Consider the following 16,089-nt stretch of genomic DNA (forward strand, 5'->3'; position numbering starts at 1 on the left):
GTCGTCCGACATATCCAGGCTCACACGTGATTCCAGACGCACCCCGGTCCGTTTCCAGGAGCGCACCGTAGAATAGGGGGCACCGGGACTCCGATCCACCCCGGTTCGGCTACCGCCCCTGAAAGGGACACCCACCCGTGACTGACGCTGCTCCCACCCCCGCTGCCCCCGCCGCCCGCGCCGCGGGTGAGACCCCGTTCGAGGCCGTGCCCGCCGAGGCCCAGCCCCTGGACGTGAACCAGGACCGCCAGTGGGCCACCGTCGCGCACCTGGGCGGCGTGGTCGGCTCGCTGCCCAGCTACGTGATCCACCGGGTGTTCGGGGACCGCGGCCCGTTCACCGCGCAGGAGTCCCGGGAGGCGCTGAACTTCACGCTGCTGCCGAGTGTCGTGGTGCTGGCAGGCATCGCGCTCTCTCTCGTACCCGTGATCGGCTGGATCTTCTCCGTAGTCGCCGCCGTGACCTGGCTGTGGCTGGCCATCGCCTCCGTGGTCGCGGGCGTGAAGGTCAACCGCGGCGAGCCGCACCAGTATCGCGGCAACACACACCTCTACGACCGGCTCACCACGTCCCGCGGCTGACGCCCGCGCCCACGACTCGCCTCGGGCCGCTCACCAGTCGAGCAGCCGGCGCGTCACGGCGTCGGCCATGAGCCGTCCCGCGTCCGTGAGCACGGCCGTGCCCCGCACCGCGGCGGCACCGTCCAGCCAGCCGTCGGCGATCAGCCCAGCCACCGCCTTTCGGCCCTCCGGCTGCAGCCGGGCAGTCTCCAGACCGTCGCGGATCCGGATGCCGAGCATCACGTCCTCCACGTAGCGCGTCTGCGCGTCCAGCGTCTCCCGGCCCGCCGCGGGTGAGACGCCCTGGCGGACCTTGTTCGTGTAGGGCAGGGGGTGCTTGAGGTTCCACCACCGCACGCCGTCGCTGTGGGAGTGCGCTCCGGGGCCGATGCCCCACCAGTCCTGGTTGCGCCAGTAGGCGAGGTTGTGCGCGCTGCGGTTCTCCAGCGCGCTGCGCCCGTGGGCGTCCCGGGACCAGTTGGAGACCTCGTACCACTCGAAACCCGCTTCGCGGAGCATCGCGTCCGCCAGCGTGTACTTCTCCGCCTGGTCGTCCGGGTCCACCCGGGGGACCTCGCCCCGGCGCATCTGCGCGGCGAGCTTGGTGCCGTCCTCGATGATCAGCGAGTACGCGGACACGTGGTCCGAGTCCATCTCCAGGGCGGCCTCCAGCGAGGTCCGCCAGTCGGCCACGCTCTCCCCCGGGGTGCCGTAGATCAGGTCCACGCTCGTGCCCAGCCCGCGCTCCGTCGCCCAGCCGACGGCGCGCGGCACGTTTGCCGGCGTGTGCGTGCGTTCGAGCACCCTCAGCACGTGCGGCACGGCGGACTGCATCCCGAAGGAAACCCGCGTCACGCCCGCCTCGGCCAGCACGTCGAAGGTCTCCGCCGTGACGGAGTCCGGGTTGGCCTCCACGGTCACCTCGGCGTCCGGTGCGAGCCCGAAGCTCTGACGGGCCTGGCCGAGCATGTTCGCGAGCTCCCGGGCTGGGAGCAGCGTGGGGGTGCCCCCGCCGAAGAACACGCTGTGCAGGGCCCGCGGGGGCGCCCCGGCGGCGTCGAGCACTGAACGGGCGAAACGGACCTCTGCCGCGGCGTCGCGGTGGTAGTCGTCCCGGGAGACCCCGTCCCCCAGCTGCTCCATGGTGTAGGTGTTGAAGTCGCAGTAGCCGCAGCGCACCGCGCAGAACGGAACGTGGACGTACAGGCTCAGGGTGCGCTCCGAGGCGCGGGCCACTGCACCGGCGGGCAGCGCACCGTCCTCCGGAGCCGGATCACCTTCCGGTTGCGCGGGCACTACTTCTTCTTGTCCTTGCCGTTGTCCTCGTCCGAGGACAGCGCGGCCACGAAGGCCTCCTGGGGGACCTCCACTCGGCCCACCATCTTCATGCGCTTCTTGCCCTCCTTCTGCTTCTCGAGCAGCTTGCGCTTGCGGGAGATGTCACCGCCGTAGCACTTCGAGAGCACGTCCTTGCGGATCGCGCGGATGTTCTCCCGCGCGATGATGCGCGAGCCGATGGCCGCCTGGATGGGGACCTCGTACTGCTGGCGCGGGATGAGCTTCTGCAGCTTGCCCGTCATCAGCACGCCGTACGAGTACGCCTTGTCCTTGTGGGTGATCGCGCTGAACGCGTCCACCTGCTCGCCCTGCAGCAGGATGTCCACCTTCACGAGGTCCGCGGCCTGCTCCCCGTCCGCCTTCCAGTCCAGGGACGCGTAGCCGCGGGTCTTGGACTTGAGCTGGTCGAAGAAGTCGAAGACGATCTCCGCGAGCGGCAACCGGTAGCGCAGCTCCACGCGGTCCTCGGACAGGTAGTCCATGCCCTTCATCTCACCGCGCTTGGACTGGGAGAGCTCCATGACCGCGCCGATGAACTCCGAGGGCACAAGGATCGTCGCGGAGACCATGGGCTCGCGGATCTCCAGGATCCGACCCTCCGGGAACTCGGACGGGTTGGTGACCTCCACCTCGGAGTGGTCCTCGAGCGTCACGTTGTAGGACACGGACGGTGCGGTGGAGATCAGGTCCAGGTTGAACTCGCGCTCCAGACGGTCGCGGGTGATCTCCAGGTGCAGCAGTCCCAGGAAGCCGCAGCGGAAGCCGAAGCCCAGCGCCGTGGACGTCTCGGGCTCGTAGACCAGGGCGGCGTCGTTGAGCTGCAGCTTCTCCAGCGCGTCCCGCAGCACCGGGTAGTCGGAGCCCTCCACCGGGAACAGCCCGGAGAACACCATGGGCTTGGGGTCCTCGTAGCCGCCCAGGGAGTCCTCCGCCGGCTTCTGCTGGTTGGTGACCGTGTCGCCCACGCGCGACTGGCGGACGTCCTTCACGCCCGTGATGAGGTAGCCCACCTCCCCCACGCTCAGGCCCTTCGACGGGATCGGCTCGGGCGAGATCACCCCGATCTCCAGCAGCTCGTGCGTGGCGCCGGTGGACATCATCTGGATCCGCTCGCGCGGCACCAGGGTTCCGTCCACCACGCGCACGTAGGTCACCACGCCGCGGTAGGTGTCGTACACGGAGTCGAAGATCATGGCGCGCGACGGCGCGTCCTTCTTTCCCTGCGGCGCGGGCACGTCCCGCACGATGCGGTCCAGCAGCTCCTCCACGCCCTCACCGGTCTTGCCCGAGACCTTCAGGACGTCCTCGGGCTCCACGCCGATCAGGTTGGCAAGCTCCGCGGCGTACTTCTCCGGCTGCGCGGCCGGGAGGTCGATCTTGTTGAGCACCGGGATGATCGTGAGGTCGTTCTCCAGCGCCAGGTACAGGTTCGCCAGCGTCTGCGCCTCGATGCCCTGGGCGGCGTCCACCAGCAGGATGGTGGCCTCGCACGCCGCCAGCGAGCGGGAGACCTCGTACGTGAAGTCCACGTGGCCCGGGGTGTCGATCATGTTCAGCGCGTAGTCCGTGCCGTCCACGTTCCACGGCATGCGCACAGCCTGGGACTTGATGGTGATCCCGCGCTCGCGCTCGATGTCCATGCGGTCCAGGTACTGGGCCTTCATCTGCCGGGGTGTCACCACGCCCGTGGCCTGGAGCATGCGGTCCGCGAGGGTGGACTTGCCGTGGTCGATGTGGGCGATGATGCAGAAGTTCCTGATCACCGAGGGATCGGTCGAGGCAGGTGCCGGTGGATTGACGGCCAACGGTGACACGGGCGGTCCTTTCGTTCTCAGGATGACTCCCCAGTTTCCCATGCCCACGACGATCGGGCGAACCGGTCCCCCTACGATGTCCCCATGGCCGACATCACTCGACTCATCAACCAGGGACTGCGGCTCTTCCGCATGTACCAGCGCTACTCCCGCGACCCCGGCTCCCGGGGCACTGGATCACGCGGTCCCCGCTCCGCGGGCACGGCGACACCGCCCACCGTCGCCCACGACCACGGCACCTCGGGCACCCGGCGGGGCACGGCGACGTCGTCCCCCGCAGGCACCGCCGACTACCCAGGGGACTGGACGGGGCCCGTGCACCCGCGGTGGGACGCCCACCCGGACGGCAAGCCCGATCCCGGGGAGATCGTGTGGAGCTGGGTACCGTACGAGGAGGACCACTCCCGCGGCAAGGACCGGCCCGTGCTGATCGTGGACCGTGCCCAGGAGTGGCTGCTGTGCGTGATGCTCACCTCCAAGGACCACGACACCGCCACGCACGACGATCCCCGATACGTGGACGTGGGCACCGGTGGCTGGGACCGCTCGGGGCGGCCTTCCGAGGCGAGGATTGACCGTGTGATCCCGGTGCGCCCGGACGCCGTGCGGCGCGAGGGCGCCGTGCTGGACCGGGCCGTGTTCGAGGCCGTGGCGGCGGAGCTCACTTCCCGGCGCTGAGCCGCTCTCCCCCGGCCAGGCCTGGGCTCACTGAGCCTCACGCGGGGCCGGGAACGCGCTGAAGTCCCGCCTGTCCCGGCACGGACACGCCTCGTCTGCTAAAGTAGTCCGCTGTGTGTCCGCGCTGGTCGTCGGGCACAGCGGATGGTTGCCACCGAGCATCCCCACTCTCACAACTCAGTCGATGACCATCCGTGAGCCCTCACTGACCTACTTCCGCAATCGTTCTAGGAGTTACACGTGGCCAACATCAAGTCGCAGAAGAAGCGCATCCTCACCAACGAGAAGGCTCGCCTGCGCAACAAATCGTACAAGTCCGAGCTCAAGACGCTCATCCGCAAGGTGGATGCCGCTGTCGAGTCCGGCAACAAGGACGCCGCCGCCGAGACCCTGCGCACCGCGTCCCGCAAGCTCGACAAGGCCGTGTCCAAGGGCGTTCTGCACAAGAACACCGCGGCCAACAAGAAGTCCGGTCTGGCCAAGAAGGTCGCCAAGATCTGAATCGGCTGACACCGTCGCACTGACGGAGCACACGGGCCCGGCACTCCTCGCGAGTACCGGGCCCGTTCTCGTGTGAGGACAGTGTCGTGTCCCGCCAGCGGTCCGTCGGTGCGGAGTCGCTACTCAGCGCCGCCCAGGACTGACCGTTCAGGTCACGGTGGCCCCGTACCCTTGCGCGCGGTGCCGCGGCGTGCGGTTGCACGGTGCCCGCGTTCGCGATCCTCGGTGGCCCCGCCGTTGTCGGTGTTGTGGTGCCCGCTCAGCGGTGCCCGGAGGTGGCGATCACCGTGATGGCCCGCTCCACCGCGAAGTACGGGGACCGGGAGGCCCCCTTGACCTGGGCGTCGGCCTCGGCGATGGCCTGCAGCGCCCGGGTGACGTCCTGGGCCGTGAACCGGCGCGCCTCGTTCTGGGCGCGCTCCACCTGCCACGGCGCAGCCCCGACGTCACGGGCGATCTGCCCCGCTCCCCCGCGGGAACCGGCCGTGACGGCGATCAGGCGCATCTTCGAGCCCAGCGTGGCCACCATGGGCACCGGGTCCACCCCGACGTCCACGGCCTGACGCCACAGTTTCAGGGCCTGCTCCGCGTTGCCGGCCACCGCGGCGTCCGCCACCCGGAACGCGGTGACCTCCACGCGGCCGCCGTAGTACTTCTCCACGAGCTCGAGGTCCACGGTCACGGGGCCGTCCGCGATCAGCTGGGCGCACGCGGCAGCCAGCTCGGCGGTGGAGGTGCCGACCGCCGCGGCCAGGGCGCGGGCGGCGTCGGGCTCGATGCGCTTGTTCTGCGCACGGAACTCCGCGAGGACGAACGAGGACTTGTCCCGGTCCGACTTGGGCGGGGCGCAGTCCAGGACGAGGGCCTTCTCCTTGAGGGCGTCCAGCAGCTTCTTGCCGCGGTTCCCGCCGGAGTGCTGCCACAGCACCGTGACGTCCGGATCCGGGTTGGCCACGTAGGCCAGGGCGTCCGCCAGCAGGTGCTCGTTCATGCCCGCGAGCTCCTGGACGCACACGAGCTTGGGGTCGTCGAAGAGGGACGGGCTGGTGACCACGGCGAGCTGGCCCGGCTCGTAGTCCCCGGCCGCGATGTCCGTGACCTCGCAGGAACCCCGTTCCGCACGGATGGTGTCCCGGAGGGTCTCCCTGATGCGCTGCAGGATGTACTCGTCCGAGCCGGAGGCCAGCACGAGCGGCTGAGGAACGGCCTCACGCCAGGAGGTCTGCGGGGCCGTGGGCGCCTGTCGGCGGGAAGACGTGCGTGCCGGGGTCATGGTGCTCCTCGATCGTGGCCGACTGCTCGGGCGACGACGCCGCCCGGGACCGGGTGCGAGCGAGCCCCCTCACCGGAAGGTGCGGGGTCGGGACGCCGACGCTGCGTCCCCATGCTAGCCGTGGGTGCAGACACCCCCGGAGGGTCTGTGCAGGGCGGGAGCCGGCGCAGCCGCGTGCGGCACCGCGGACGCGTGCCGGGGCCGCGTCGTCGTCCCGGGTCCACCCCGACCCTTGCTCGTCGTTCCACTCCGCATCGCAGATCAAGCGGTGTCCCGCGAGCGCCCGGGCTCACGTGCTCGGTGTTCACCGCCGGATCACGCTCGCCTCGTCGTCCGGCGAGCGCCGGGGCTCACCGGGTGCGGGGTGGGCGGCGGTAGGCGCGTTCGTACTGGCCGGGGACGGGGGCGTCGGGGACGCCGAGGGTGTGGGCGGCGGTGAGGGCCGCGTGGGGGTCGCGGAGGGCTTCGCGGCCCATGAGCACCACGTCGGCGAGGCCGGTGGCGATGATCTGCTCGGCCTGCCAGGCGGTGTCGATCATGCCGACGGCGGCCACGGGGACTCCGGCGGTGGTCTTGATCTCGGTGGCGAGGGGCACCTGGTAGCCGGGGCCCACGGGAATCTCGGCGGGCACGTTGGCGGCGGAGGAGACGTCGATGAGGTCCGCGCCGTGCTCGGCGAGCCACCCGGAGACGCGGGAGGTGTCGGCGACCGTGAGCCCGCCCTCGGTCCAGTCGGTGGCGGAGAGGCGCACGAGCAGGGGCATGTCCTCGGGGATCACGTCGCGGACGGCGTCGGTGACGCGCAGCAGCAGCCGGGCGCGGTTCTCCAGGGTGCCGCCGTACTCGTCCGTGCGCTCGTTGCTCAGCGGGGAGAGGAACTCATGGAGGAGGTACCCGTGGGCGCCGTGGAGCTCCACGAAGTCCATGCCGGCCTCCACGGCACGGCGGGCCGAGGCGGCGAACGCGGCCACGACGTCGTCGAGGCCCTGCCCGTCCAGCGCGACTGGCTCGGCGAGCCCCGGGAAGGCGACGGCGGAGGGGCCCACGGTCTGCCAGCCCCCGTTCTGCGGCGCGATGGACCGGCCGGGGTTCTCGGAGCCCCAGGCGGCCTCCGTGCTGGCCTTGCGCCCCGCGTGGGCCAGCTGCACGCCAATGGCCGCGCCCTGCTGGTGGGCGAAGTCCACGATCCGCACGAGGGCGTCCCGCTGCTCGTCGTTCCACAGTCCCAGGTCCCGGGGACTGATCCGGCCCTCGGGCACGACGGCGCTCGCCTCCACGATCACGGCCCCCGCCCCACCGGCGGCGAGCGATCCGTAGTGCACGAGGTGCCAGTCCGTGGGCACGCCGTCCTCCCCGAACGCGGAGTACTGGCACATGGGCGGGATCCACAGCCGGTTGCGGACCGTGAGGCCGCGGAGGGTGAGTGGTTCGAACAGGGTGGAGCGCATGGGAGTCCTTCCATTGGGTGGCACGAGCACGGGGGCGCCGGGGGGCGGGCTCCTGACGACGCACGACCCCGGGGTGACCGGCGCGGATGCCCGGTGTTTCGTGGTGCACAACAGATCTTTCCCTCGCGATATTTCTGCTGGTGCTCCCCGGCTCAGCGCCGTGACACGACCACGCGATCTCCTTCGCGGTGCACCCACAGCGCGCCGTTCTGGTCGGTGCGGGCCACTGCAGCGCCCACCTCCTGCAACGCGGCGACCGTCCCGGGGTGCGGGTGGCCGTAGCTGTTGTCCTCCCCCACGGAGATCACGGCGAGCGCCGGGTGGGTGTCACGAATGATGTCGATGCCGCCGTTGCGGGCGCCGTGGTGGGAGACCTTGAGGACGTCGACCGGGGGTGGGTGTCCGCCGGGGAGGGTGTGCAGCGTACGGCGGTAGCCGTCCGCTTCAAGGTCGCCTGCACTGAGCCAGGTGGTGGTGCCGTCGGGGCCGTCGAGGGTCAGCAGCAGGACCAGGGAGGCGTTGTTCTCGTCCTCGGAGGTGACCTTCCGGTGCGGGGGGCGTGGTGTCGTGCTGCCGCCGGAGCCGCCTGCCCCGGTGCCCGGCGGCGCCGTGCCTGCCGTCGGGGAGCCATCAGGGACAGTGGGCGGAGGTGCGGGGGCGAGAACCTCCACGGTGAGCGGCCCCAGGCGCAGCTGCTCGCCGGGAGCAGGGCGCGTGGCGATGTCCGCCCACTGGCTGAGCTCGTCCGGTGGGATGTCCCCGGCGGCGGAGTACCAGACGCGGTCCACGGCCACGGCCTCGGCGAGCCCCTCCAATCCGGCAACGTGGTCGGCGTGGTCGTGGGTGGCGATCACCGCGTCCAGGTGGGTGACCTCGGCCTGCCGCAAGCACTGGGTCAGTGCCCGGGGGTCGGGGCCGCCGTCCACGAGCACGGCACTGTGCTCCCCCGTGCGGTGCAGCACGGCGTCGCCCTGCCCCACGTCGCACACCACGGACTCCCACGCTGGTGCGGGGCGCAGCCACCACACCACGGCCGTGACGAGCAGCGCCAGCAGTGTGAGGGCCGCGGTGATGGCGAGGGCGCGGCGTCGGAACCGGTGCTCCCGGGCGCGGACGCGCCACACGGCGTCGGGCAGGGGCGGCTCGGCCGGGGTCGAGGTGACCGTGCCTCGGGTGGGTCCGGGGCGACGCATGCGGTGGTCGAGGGCATGCAGAGCGGCGAGCGCGAGCAGGGTTGCCGCGGTGAGCAGGACGATCCCGGCGATCCCCGGGGGCCAGGGCAGGTGCGCGCCGGGGAGTCCGGCAAAGGTGTCGGCAATGCGGCCGAGCAGGCGCGCGGGGTAGGAGGCGAGGCCCACGGGCAGTCCGGCGGTCCGCTCCCAGGCGGTGAACACGGCGGGGTCGGGTGTGCCGGGCACCAGCAGCTGCAGCACCGGGGTGAGGAGGTGGCCCGCGAGCAGGACGCACACCGCGAGCAGCCCGGCGACAGTCACGACCGGGACGAGCGGGGAGGCCGCCATGTTCGCGGGCAGGCTGTAGAGCGGCAGTGTGGGATTGAGCAGAAGCAGCACGGGCCCGCACCACAGCTGGGCAACCATTGGGACGGCCACGCACACCGCGAGCACCGTGGGCACGCGCATGGCGAGCAGCCGGGTGACAGGGCGGGCGCTGACGACGATGCCCGCCGTCGCCAGCACGGAGAGCACGAACCCGTAGTCGATGGCCAGCTGCGGTTCCACGAGCACGAGCCCCGTCACGGCGGCACACAGCGCGTTGAGGCTCACCCCGGGGCGGCCGGTGAGCATGGACAGCCCTCCCAGGGCGCCCATCACGCCGGCCCGCAGCACGGAGGGGTCCGGTCCCACCAGCACCACGAAACCGGCGAGCGCCGCCAGCCCCGCGAGGACGCACCCGCGGCGCCCCGCTCCGAGCGCGAGAGCGGTGTACCCGGTCAGGGTCATCACGAGCGCACAGTTGGAGCCGGAGACGGCGGTGAGGTGGGTGAGCCCCGTGTCCTTCATGCTCTGGGCCAGCGCGTCAGGCAGCCGGGAGGTGTCCCCCACGGTCATGCCGGGCACGAGTCCCGCACTCACCGCGCCGTGCTTCCCGGCGATGCGCGCGAGATCCTGGCGGACGGTTGTCCGCAGGCCGGGCCCGTGCGCCTGTTCCCCTCCGTCGTGCGCAGGGACGGGCGGTGAGGAGCCCCTCAGGGTGAGGCGTGCCGGTTCCGCAGTAGCGGTCACACTCAGCACGGCCTCCACGCGCTCGCCGGCCTCGAGGATGCCCCACGCCGGGTCCGTGGCGAAAACTGTAGCGGCAACGTCCTGTGGCGAGCCGTCCGCGACGGCGATGCGCAGGTCTACGGCCACCCCGTGGGACGCCTCCTGCTCCCCCGGCGCCGGTCCTGAGGTGTACGGCGACGGCGCTCCCTGGACGTCTGCCTGAACCCGCACCACCGACCCGGCGGGGTGAGCGGCCAGGAACTCCCGGGCGGGCGCGGTCGCGGCGAGCGCCGTGATGATCCCCGCGGTGCCCGCGATCCCGATGACCACGGGCAGCACGAGCGCGGGCCCGAGCCGACGCCGCGCGCCCGCACCCGCGCCCGCTGACTGTGACGACGTCTGCCCCGGTGCTGGTTGCCCGAGCACCGCACCCGGGAACCGTGGTGACGTGCCCTCGACCTGCTCGCAGCTGCGAGCCCGCTCACAAACACGTGCCCGTTCGCCACGACGAGCCCTCAGGACCCCGGTGCGGAGACGGCGGAAGACGCGGTCCTGGAACCACGCGGGAGCGGACCACGCGAGCGTGAAAACCACGGCGCACACCACCGCACCCCAGGCGGCGGCCGCCCAGCCGTCGAGCAGCGTGAGGATCGAGCACACCCACGTGGTCAGGGCCACCGGGAGCAGCCGCAGGTCCCACTGACCCCTCATACCGTGACCAGGGGAAGCAGCGCCTCCAGCATCGCGGGGCCCACACCGCTGACGTCGTCGATCTGCTCGGGTGCGGTGAACGGCCCGTGCTGTGTGCGGAAGTCCACGATCCGCTGCGCCAGCACCGGCCCCACGCGGGGAAGGGTTTCCAGATCCGCGGCCGTGGCGGTGTTGAGGTTCACCAGCGCCCCACCTGCGGCCGTCCCTCCGGAGCCCTCAGCGAGCGCAGCACCGGCTCCCTCGGAACCGCCGCTCCCCGAACCACCGGAAGCAGCTGCGCCACCTGAAACCGCGGTGCCACCGGAACCGCCCGCTGAACCGCTGCCCGTTGCAGAGGACGAGGACGACGTCGCCCCGCCGGCCTGCTCCGCCGCCAACAGGTCCGCGTTGGCCTTGTTGGGGATCGTGATCTGCGCGCCGTCCTGCACGGGCTGGGCCAGGTTGATCCGGTCTTTCACCGCGGCAGAGGTGAATCCCCCGGCGGCCTGCACGGCATCCATCACGCGGGCACCCGGCGAGAGCGTGACAACCGAGGGATCCTTGACCTCCCCTACCACGTGCACGGTGAGCACACCCGAGTCCTGGGCGCCGGCCGTGGCCCCGTCCGAGGCCGTGGCCGCCCCTGAGCTGGCGTGCGACGTGGCTCCGGTTCGGTCGTGACCGGACGCACCCGACGACTCAGCAGCTACCGCCCCGTCACCGGACGCCGCGCCGTCGCCGTCCGCCGCTCCCCCTCCCTCGCCAGAGACCGCGGCAGAGGTGACCACCGCCGCGTCGTCTCCGCGCGAGAGCAAGGAGAGCCCGCCCAGCACCACCGCGAGCAGCAGCACCGCACACAGCACCACCACGGCCGGGCGGGAGAGCCGACGCCGCACGAGAACGTCCTCGCGGTGCCGGGACCGACCGCCGCCGGCACTGATGTCGGAGTCCTCATCGGGGCCGTAAAAATCGTCGGGGGAACCGGTCCGAGGAACCGACCGGGAGCCCGCACCTGTCGGAGTGGAACCGAGACCATCCCGGGCGTCGCCCTGCGTACCCTCCGGGTCGAGGTGGCGCGCGTCCTCTTCCCTGGGCAGCGCCGTCCCACCCGCCGCGCCGGATGTGTCGTCCTCCCCCAGCAGCGCCGCCAACCGCTCGGTGGCCTGGCTGTCCCGAAACCGCCGTCGTCCCCTGAAATCGATGCCGCTCATGCGGCCCACTCCACCCCAACGATCTCGCTGACGTGGGCCGATGCCCCGCCCGTGTGGAGGACAGCAGATGTCCACGCCTCATGGAGCGGGCTGTGCAGGCCTCTCGCCGCGCTACACCGGCGCAGATGTGGGACCCTCCACCACCGCGGCCTTCGTCCCGAGCATCACATGCGCGCTGAGCACGGGCGGCAGGTCACTGCGTGGGTCAGTAGTGGTAGCGGGCTTGGAGGATGATCAGGTCTCCGTCGTCCACGAGATAGACGAGCCGGTGCTCCTCATTGATCCGCCGTGACCAGGCCCCCTGCGCCCCGTACTTCAGCTGCTCCGGCTTGCCGATGCCCCCGAACGGCTCCCGCAGGCAGGCGTCGAGGAGCAAGTTGATCCGCTTGAGGATCCTCCGGTCGACCGTCTGCCAGTGCTTGTAGTCCTCCCAGGCGGCCTCGTCCCAGACCAGTCGCACTCAGTGGTCCCGGGACTGGTCGGCCGTGTCGTCGGAACGGTCGAGTTCGTGAGCCTGGGCCTTCCCCGCGCGGGCACGGTCGTAGGCATCGAGCAGCCTGCGGGCGTTGGCCGGTGAACGGAACAGGTACGCGGTCTCCTGCCAGGCCGCGTACTCGTCGGCCGGCATGAGCACCGCGTTGCCCTTGCGGGAGACGATCTCGACAGCCTCCTGGTCCTGGTTCACGCGCTCGATGAGCGGGAACAGCGTCTTGCGGGCCTCGCTGGCACTGATGGACACGACAACCCCTTCACAGCCTCGACCGGTACAACTTTACGGTACCACTCGTGGTTTGAGGGCCTGTCGACTCGACAATCAGGTCACGGAGCGGGCTGTGCAGGCCTCTCGCCGCGCCACACCGGCACCGAGGTTGGCCCCTCCACCACCGCGGCCTTCGTCCCGAGCCCCACGTGCGCGCTGAGCACGGGCGGCAGGTCGCTGATCACCAGCTCGGCCTCGGGGCGGTAGCGGTCCCGCAGCACCTCGCCGATCTCGCGTGCCCCGTTCGCATCCGCCACGTGGTGCACGCACAGCACGGGCCGCTCGGGCTCCGCGTGGGCCAGCGCCTCCCCCACGAGCGTCATGAACCGCGCCCTCGCCTTCGCCAGGGACACCGGCCGCTCCACGGTCACGATCTTCCCCTCCGCCAGGCTCAGCAGCGGCTTGATCTGCAGCACGGAGCCCACCCTCGCCGTCGTCGGGTTGATCCGCCCACCGCGACGCAGCGTCTCCAGCGACCGCACCTGGATGAGCACCTGCGCGCGCTGCGCGGCCTCGCGGGCCGCCTGGGCAACCTTGTCAATCCCCGCTCCCGACGCCGCCGCCTCCAGCGCCGCACGCACCGCCAGTCCCTGCCCGAGACCGGCGCTGTGCGTGTCCACGATCCGCACGGGGATCCCGATCTCCTGCCGGGCGATCCGTGCGGCCCCCACGGTGCCCGAGAGCTCCCCGGACAGGTGGACGGAGACGACGGCGTCGAAGCCCTCCGCCTCGAAGCGTCGGTACGCGGCACGCAGCTGGCCCGGGGCGGGGCGGGAGGTGGTCACCGGCTTCCCTTCGGCGAGCGCGACGACCAGTGAGGAGAGCGTGTCCGACTCGTCCTCGGTGTGCAGCTGCCCGCCGATCAGCACGGGCATGTCCACGAGCGCAAAACCGCCGGCCGTCGTGTAGTCGGTGAGCCAGGAGGTGGGCAGGGCTGCGGCGCTGTCGGCGACGACGGCGACGCGGCGGAGCGCGGCGTCGCCGTGGCCCGCAACGGGACGGAGCCCGCCCTCCGGCTCGCTCGAGTCGGGGGACGGGCTCCGGGAACCGTGGCCGGTCATCAGACCACGATGTTCACGAGCTTGGGGGCGCGCACGATGACCTTGCGCACCGTGGCCTCGGTGAGCAGCCGCTGCACGGCAGGGGAGCCCATGGCGGCGGCCTCGAGGTCCTCGTCACTGATGTCCGCGGGGACCTGCAGCCGGTCGCGGACCTTGCCCTTGACCTGCACGACGGCGGTCACGGTGTCCTCCACGAGCAGCGCGGGGTCCACGGTGGGCCACGGGGCGCGCACCACGGAGTCCTCGTGGCCCAGCAGGCGCCACATGTCCTCGGAGGTGTAGGGCGCCACGAGGCTCAGCAGGATCGTGACAGCCTCCACGGCCTCGCGCACGGCAGGATCCGCGGGACCGCAGCCGGAGTCAATGGCCTTGCGCACCGCGTTGACCAGCTCCATGGTGCGGGCGATGACCACGTTGAACTTCCCGGAGTCCAGCAGCTGCTCGGAGTCCACCACCGTCTTGTGGGTGGTGCCGCGCAGCGCCCGGTCACCGTCGGCGAACGGTGCGGCGGGGTCCGACGTGCAGTCCTGCGCGAGGCGCCACGCGCGGGCGAGGAACTTCTGGGCGCCCTGGGGCGAGACGTCCGACCAGTCGACGTCGTCCTCCGGCGGGGAGGCGAAGACCATGGTCAGACGAACGGCGTCGACACCGAACTCGTCGAGCTGCTCGCCCAGGTCCACACCGTTGCCCAGGGACTTGGACATTGCCTTGCCGCCGTTGAGCACCTGGCCCTGGTTCAGCAGCGCCTTGAAGGGCTCGGTGAAGCCCACCAGGCCGAAGTCGTAGAGCGCCTTGGTGAAGAACCGCGAGTACAGCAGGTGAAGGATCGCGTGCTCCACGCCGCCCACATACTGGTCCACGGGCAGCCACCGGTCCACGGCGGCGCGCTCGAACGGGCCCGTCTCATCCGCAGGGGACGCGTAGCGCAGGTAGTACCAGGAGGAGTCCACGAAGGTGTCCATGGTGTCGGTGTCGCGCTTCGCCGGGCCACCGCACGCGGGGCAGCTCACGTTCACCCAGTCCGACGCCGCCGCGAGAGGGCTCTGGCCCTTGGGTGCCAGCTGCTCACCGCGCAGGTCCTCGGGCAGCCGTACGGGCAGCTGGTCCTCGGGCACGGGCACCTCGCCGCACGCGGGGCAGTGGATGATCGGAATGGGCGCACCCCAGAAGCGCTGCCGGGACAGCAGCCAGTCCCGCAACCGGAAGTTCACGTGGCGCTTGCCGGTGCCGGCCTCGGTCACGATCTCGATGGCCTTGTCCAGGGCCTCGGCCCTGGGCAGCCCGTCCAGGGGCCCGGAGTTGACCAGGGTGCCGTCGCCCGTCGTCGCCACACCCGTGACCGCGGGGTCCTCCTCGCCGGTGTCCAGGACCGTGCGCACGGGCAGGTCGAACGCGCGGGCGAAATCCAGGTCCCGCTGGTCGTGCGCGGGCACGGCCATGACCACGCCGGTGCCGTAGTCGGCCAGCACGTAGTCCGAGGCCCACACGGGCAGCTTCTCCCCGGTCAGGGGGTTCACCGCGTACCGGCCCAGGAACACACCGGTCTTCTCCCGGTCCGAGGACTGGCGCTCGATGTCCGACAGCGCCTTGACCTGCTCCCGGTACTCGGCGAGCGCCTCGGCGTGCTCGGGGGCCGCGATCTCCAAGGCGATGGCGGCGTCGGCGGCGACCACGCAGAATGTGGCACCGTAGAGGGTGTCCGGGCGGGTGGTGAAGACGGTGACCTCGCGCCCGGAGGTGTCTGCGGCGTCAGCCCCCTCCGCGGGGGCGCCTTCGATCACGAACTTCACGTGCGCGCCCTCGGAGCGTCCGATCCAGTTGCGCTGCATGGCGAGCACTCGCTCGGGCCAGTGGCCCTCGAGCTCTGCCATGTCGTCCAGCAGCCGCTGTGCGTAGTCGGTGATCTTGAAGTACCACTGGTTCAGAGACTTCTTGGTCACCGGGGTGTGGCAGCGCTCGCACAGCCCGTTGACCACCTGCTCGTTGGCGAGCACGGTCTGGTCCTTGGGGCACCAGTTGACCGGGGAGTCCTTTCGGTACGCCAGGCCGTGGGAGTGGAACTGCAGGAACAGCCACTGCGTCCAGCGGTAGTACTCGGGGTCCGAGGTGTGGATCTCGCGGTCCCAGTCCACGCTGATCGCGTAGCGCTTGAAGGACTCACGCTGGGTGTCGATGTTGCGGTAGGTCCACTCGGCGGGGTGCGCGTCACGCTTGATGGCGGCGTTCTCCGCGGGCAGGCCGAAGGAGTCCCAGCCGATGGGGTGCATCACGTCGAAGCCTCGGTGCAGCCAGTAGCGGGAGACCACGTCCCCCATGGCGAACGCCTCCGCGTGGCCCATGTGCAGGTCACCGGAGGGGTAGGGGAACATGTCGAGCACGTAGCGACGCGGCAGTGAGTCGTCGTCGAGGGGCGCGAAGACCCGGTGCTTCTCCCAGTAGCCGGACCAGGTGTCCTCGATCCGCCGGGTGTCGTAGTCGGTGCCCGCCTCCGGGGTGCTGTGCTCGCTCACGTGCCTCGCCTTCAGGGTTCACG

At 71.2% G+C, this 16,089-nt stretch carries 13 protein-coding genes; 3 read left to right on the top strand and 10 right to left on the bottom strand.

The features are described from left to right. Positions 1-137: 137 nt before the first annotated feature. Positions 138-581 (top strand): DUF4870 domain-containing protein, encoded by a 444-nt coding sequence (locus tag FS770_RS06645; protein WP_244944792.1) that lies wholly within the window; start codon positions 138-140, stop codon positions 579-581. A gap of 30 nt (positions 582-611) precedes the next feature. On the opposite strand, the gene hemW is transcribed toward FS770_RS06645, so the two are convergent. Further along, positions 612-1,856, bottom strand: coding sequence for a radical SAM family heme chaperone HemW (gene hemW, locus FS770_RS06650; protein ID WP_145010750.1), 1,245 nt, complete (start codon positions 1,854-1,856; stop codon positions 612-614). Next, positions 1,856-3,712 (bottom strand): translation elongation factor 4, encoded by a 1,857-nt coding sequence (gene lepA, locus FS770_RS06655; protein WP_055084708.1) that lies wholly within the window; start codon positions 3,710-3,712, stop codon positions 1,856-1,858. Before lepA ends, hemW begins: the two co-directional genes overlap by 1 nt. An 84-nt stretch (positions 3,713-3,796) precedes the next feature. Here lepA and FS770_RS06660 point away from each other — a divergent pair, with 84 nt between their 5' ends. Both FS770_RS06660 and rpsT read left to right on the top strand, forming a co-directional pair. Continuing rightward, positions 3,797-4,390, top strand: coding sequence for a type II toxin-antitoxin system PemK/MazF family toxin (locus FS770_RS06660; RefSeq protein WP_145010753.1), 594 nt, complete (start codon positions 3,797-3,799; stop codon positions 4,388-4,390). Between the two features lie 240 nt (positions 4,391-4,630). After that, the gene (rpsT, locus tag FS770_RS06665) at positions 4,631-4,891 is read left to right on the top strand and encodes a 30S ribosomal protein S20 (RefSeq protein ID WP_141269800.1); all 261 of its coding nucleotides are present in this window, start codon (positions 4,631-4,633) and stop codon (positions 4,889-4,891) included. Positions 4,892-5,150: 259 nt separating this feature from the next. Here rpsT and holA read toward each other — a convergent pair whose 3' ends face one another. The 8 genes from holA to leuS form a co-directional block, all read right to left on the bottom strand. Beyond that, positions 5,151-6,164, bottom strand: a complete 1,014-nt coding sequence (gene holA, locus FS770_RS06670) for a DNA polymerase III subunit delta (RefSeq protein WP_141269802.1) — start codon at positions 6,162-6,164, stop codon at positions 5,151-5,153. A gap of 350 nt (positions 6,165-6,514) precedes the next feature. After that, a complete protein-coding gene (locus FS770_RS06675) occupies positions 6,515-7,612 on the bottom strand; it encodes an NADH:flavin oxidoreductase/NADH oxidase (RefSeq protein ID WP_141269804.1) in 1,098 nt (365 codons plus the stop codon). A 152-nt stretch (positions 7,613-7,764) separates the two neighbouring features. Beyond that, entirely contained in the window at positions 7,765-10,545 is a 2,781-nt protein-coding gene (locus FS770_RS06680; RefSeq protein ID WP_145010756.1) for a ComEC/Rec2 family competence protein, read from the bottom strand. Further along, a complete protein-coding gene (locus FS770_RS14060; RefSeq protein WP_083482463.1) occupies positions 10,542-11,735 on the bottom strand; it encodes a ComEA family DNA-binding protein in 1,194 nt (397 codons plus the stop codon). The genes FS770_RS06680 and FS770_RS14060 overlap by 4 nt, the downstream gene beginning before the upstream one ends. 205 nt (positions 11,736-11,940) lie before the next feature. Further along, positions 11,941-12,195, bottom strand: coding sequence for a Txe/YoeB family addiction module toxin (locus FS770_RS06690; RefSeq protein WP_055084690.1), 255 nt, complete (start codon positions 12,193-12,195; stop codon positions 11,941-11,943). Continuing rightward, the gene (locus tag FS770_RS06695) at positions 12,196-12,474 is read right to left on the bottom strand and encodes a type II toxin-antitoxin system Phd/YefM family antitoxin (RefSeq protein ID WP_055084688.1); all 279 of its coding nucleotides are present in this window, start codon (positions 12,472-12,474) and stop codon (positions 12,196-12,198) included. A gap of 80 nt (positions 12,475-12,554) precedes the next feature. Further along, positions 12,555-13,556 carry a DegV family protein gene (locus tag FS770_RS06700; protein ID WP_145010759.1) on the bottom strand — a complete coding sequence of 334 codons (1,002 nt, stop codon included), beginning with the start codon at positions 13,554-13,556 and terminating at the stop codon, positions 12,555-12,557. Continuing rightward, positions 13,556-16,066, bottom strand: a complete 2,511-nt coding sequence (gene leuS / locus FS770_RS06705) for a leucine--tRNA ligase (protein WP_145010763.1) — start codon at positions 16,064-16,066, stop codon at positions 13,556-13,558. Before leuS ends, FS770_RS06700 begins: the two co-directional genes overlap by 1 nt. Positions 16,067-16,089: the final 23 nt, after the last annotated feature.

Origin of the sequence: Kocuria salsicia (genome assembly GCF_007681555.1) — a bacterium.
GTDB classification, from domain to species: domain Bacteria; phylum Actinomycetota; class Actinomycetes; order Actinomycetales; family Micrococcaceae; genus Kocuria; species Kocuria salsicia.

Excerpts from the sequence above, each read along its gene's own strand:
- FS770_RS06660 (WP_145010753.1), top strand. The coding sequence starts at position 3,797 with ATGGCCGACATCACTCGACTCATCAACCAGGGACTGCGGCTCTTCCGC.
- holA (WP_141269802.1), bottom strand. The coding sequence starts at position 6,164 with ATGACCCCGGCACGCACGTCTTCCCGCCGACAGGCGCCCACGGCCCCG.
- FS770_RS06675 (WP_141269804.1), bottom strand. The coding sequence starts at position 7,612 with ATGCGCTCCACCCTGTTCGAACCACTCACCCTCCGCGGCCTCACGGTC.
- FS770_RS06680 (WP_145010756.1), bottom strand. The coding sequence starts at position 10,545 with ATGAGGGGTCAGTGGGACCTGCGGCTGCTCCCGGTGGCCCTGACCACG.
- FS770_RS14060 (WP_083482463.1), bottom strand. The coding sequence starts at position 11,735 with ATGAGCGGCATCGATTTCAGGGGACGACGGCGGTTTCGGGACAGCCAG.
- FS770_RS06700 (WP_145010759.1), bottom strand. The coding sequence starts at position 13,556 with ATGACCGGCCACGGTTCCCGGAGCCCGTCCCCCGACTCGAGCGAGCCG.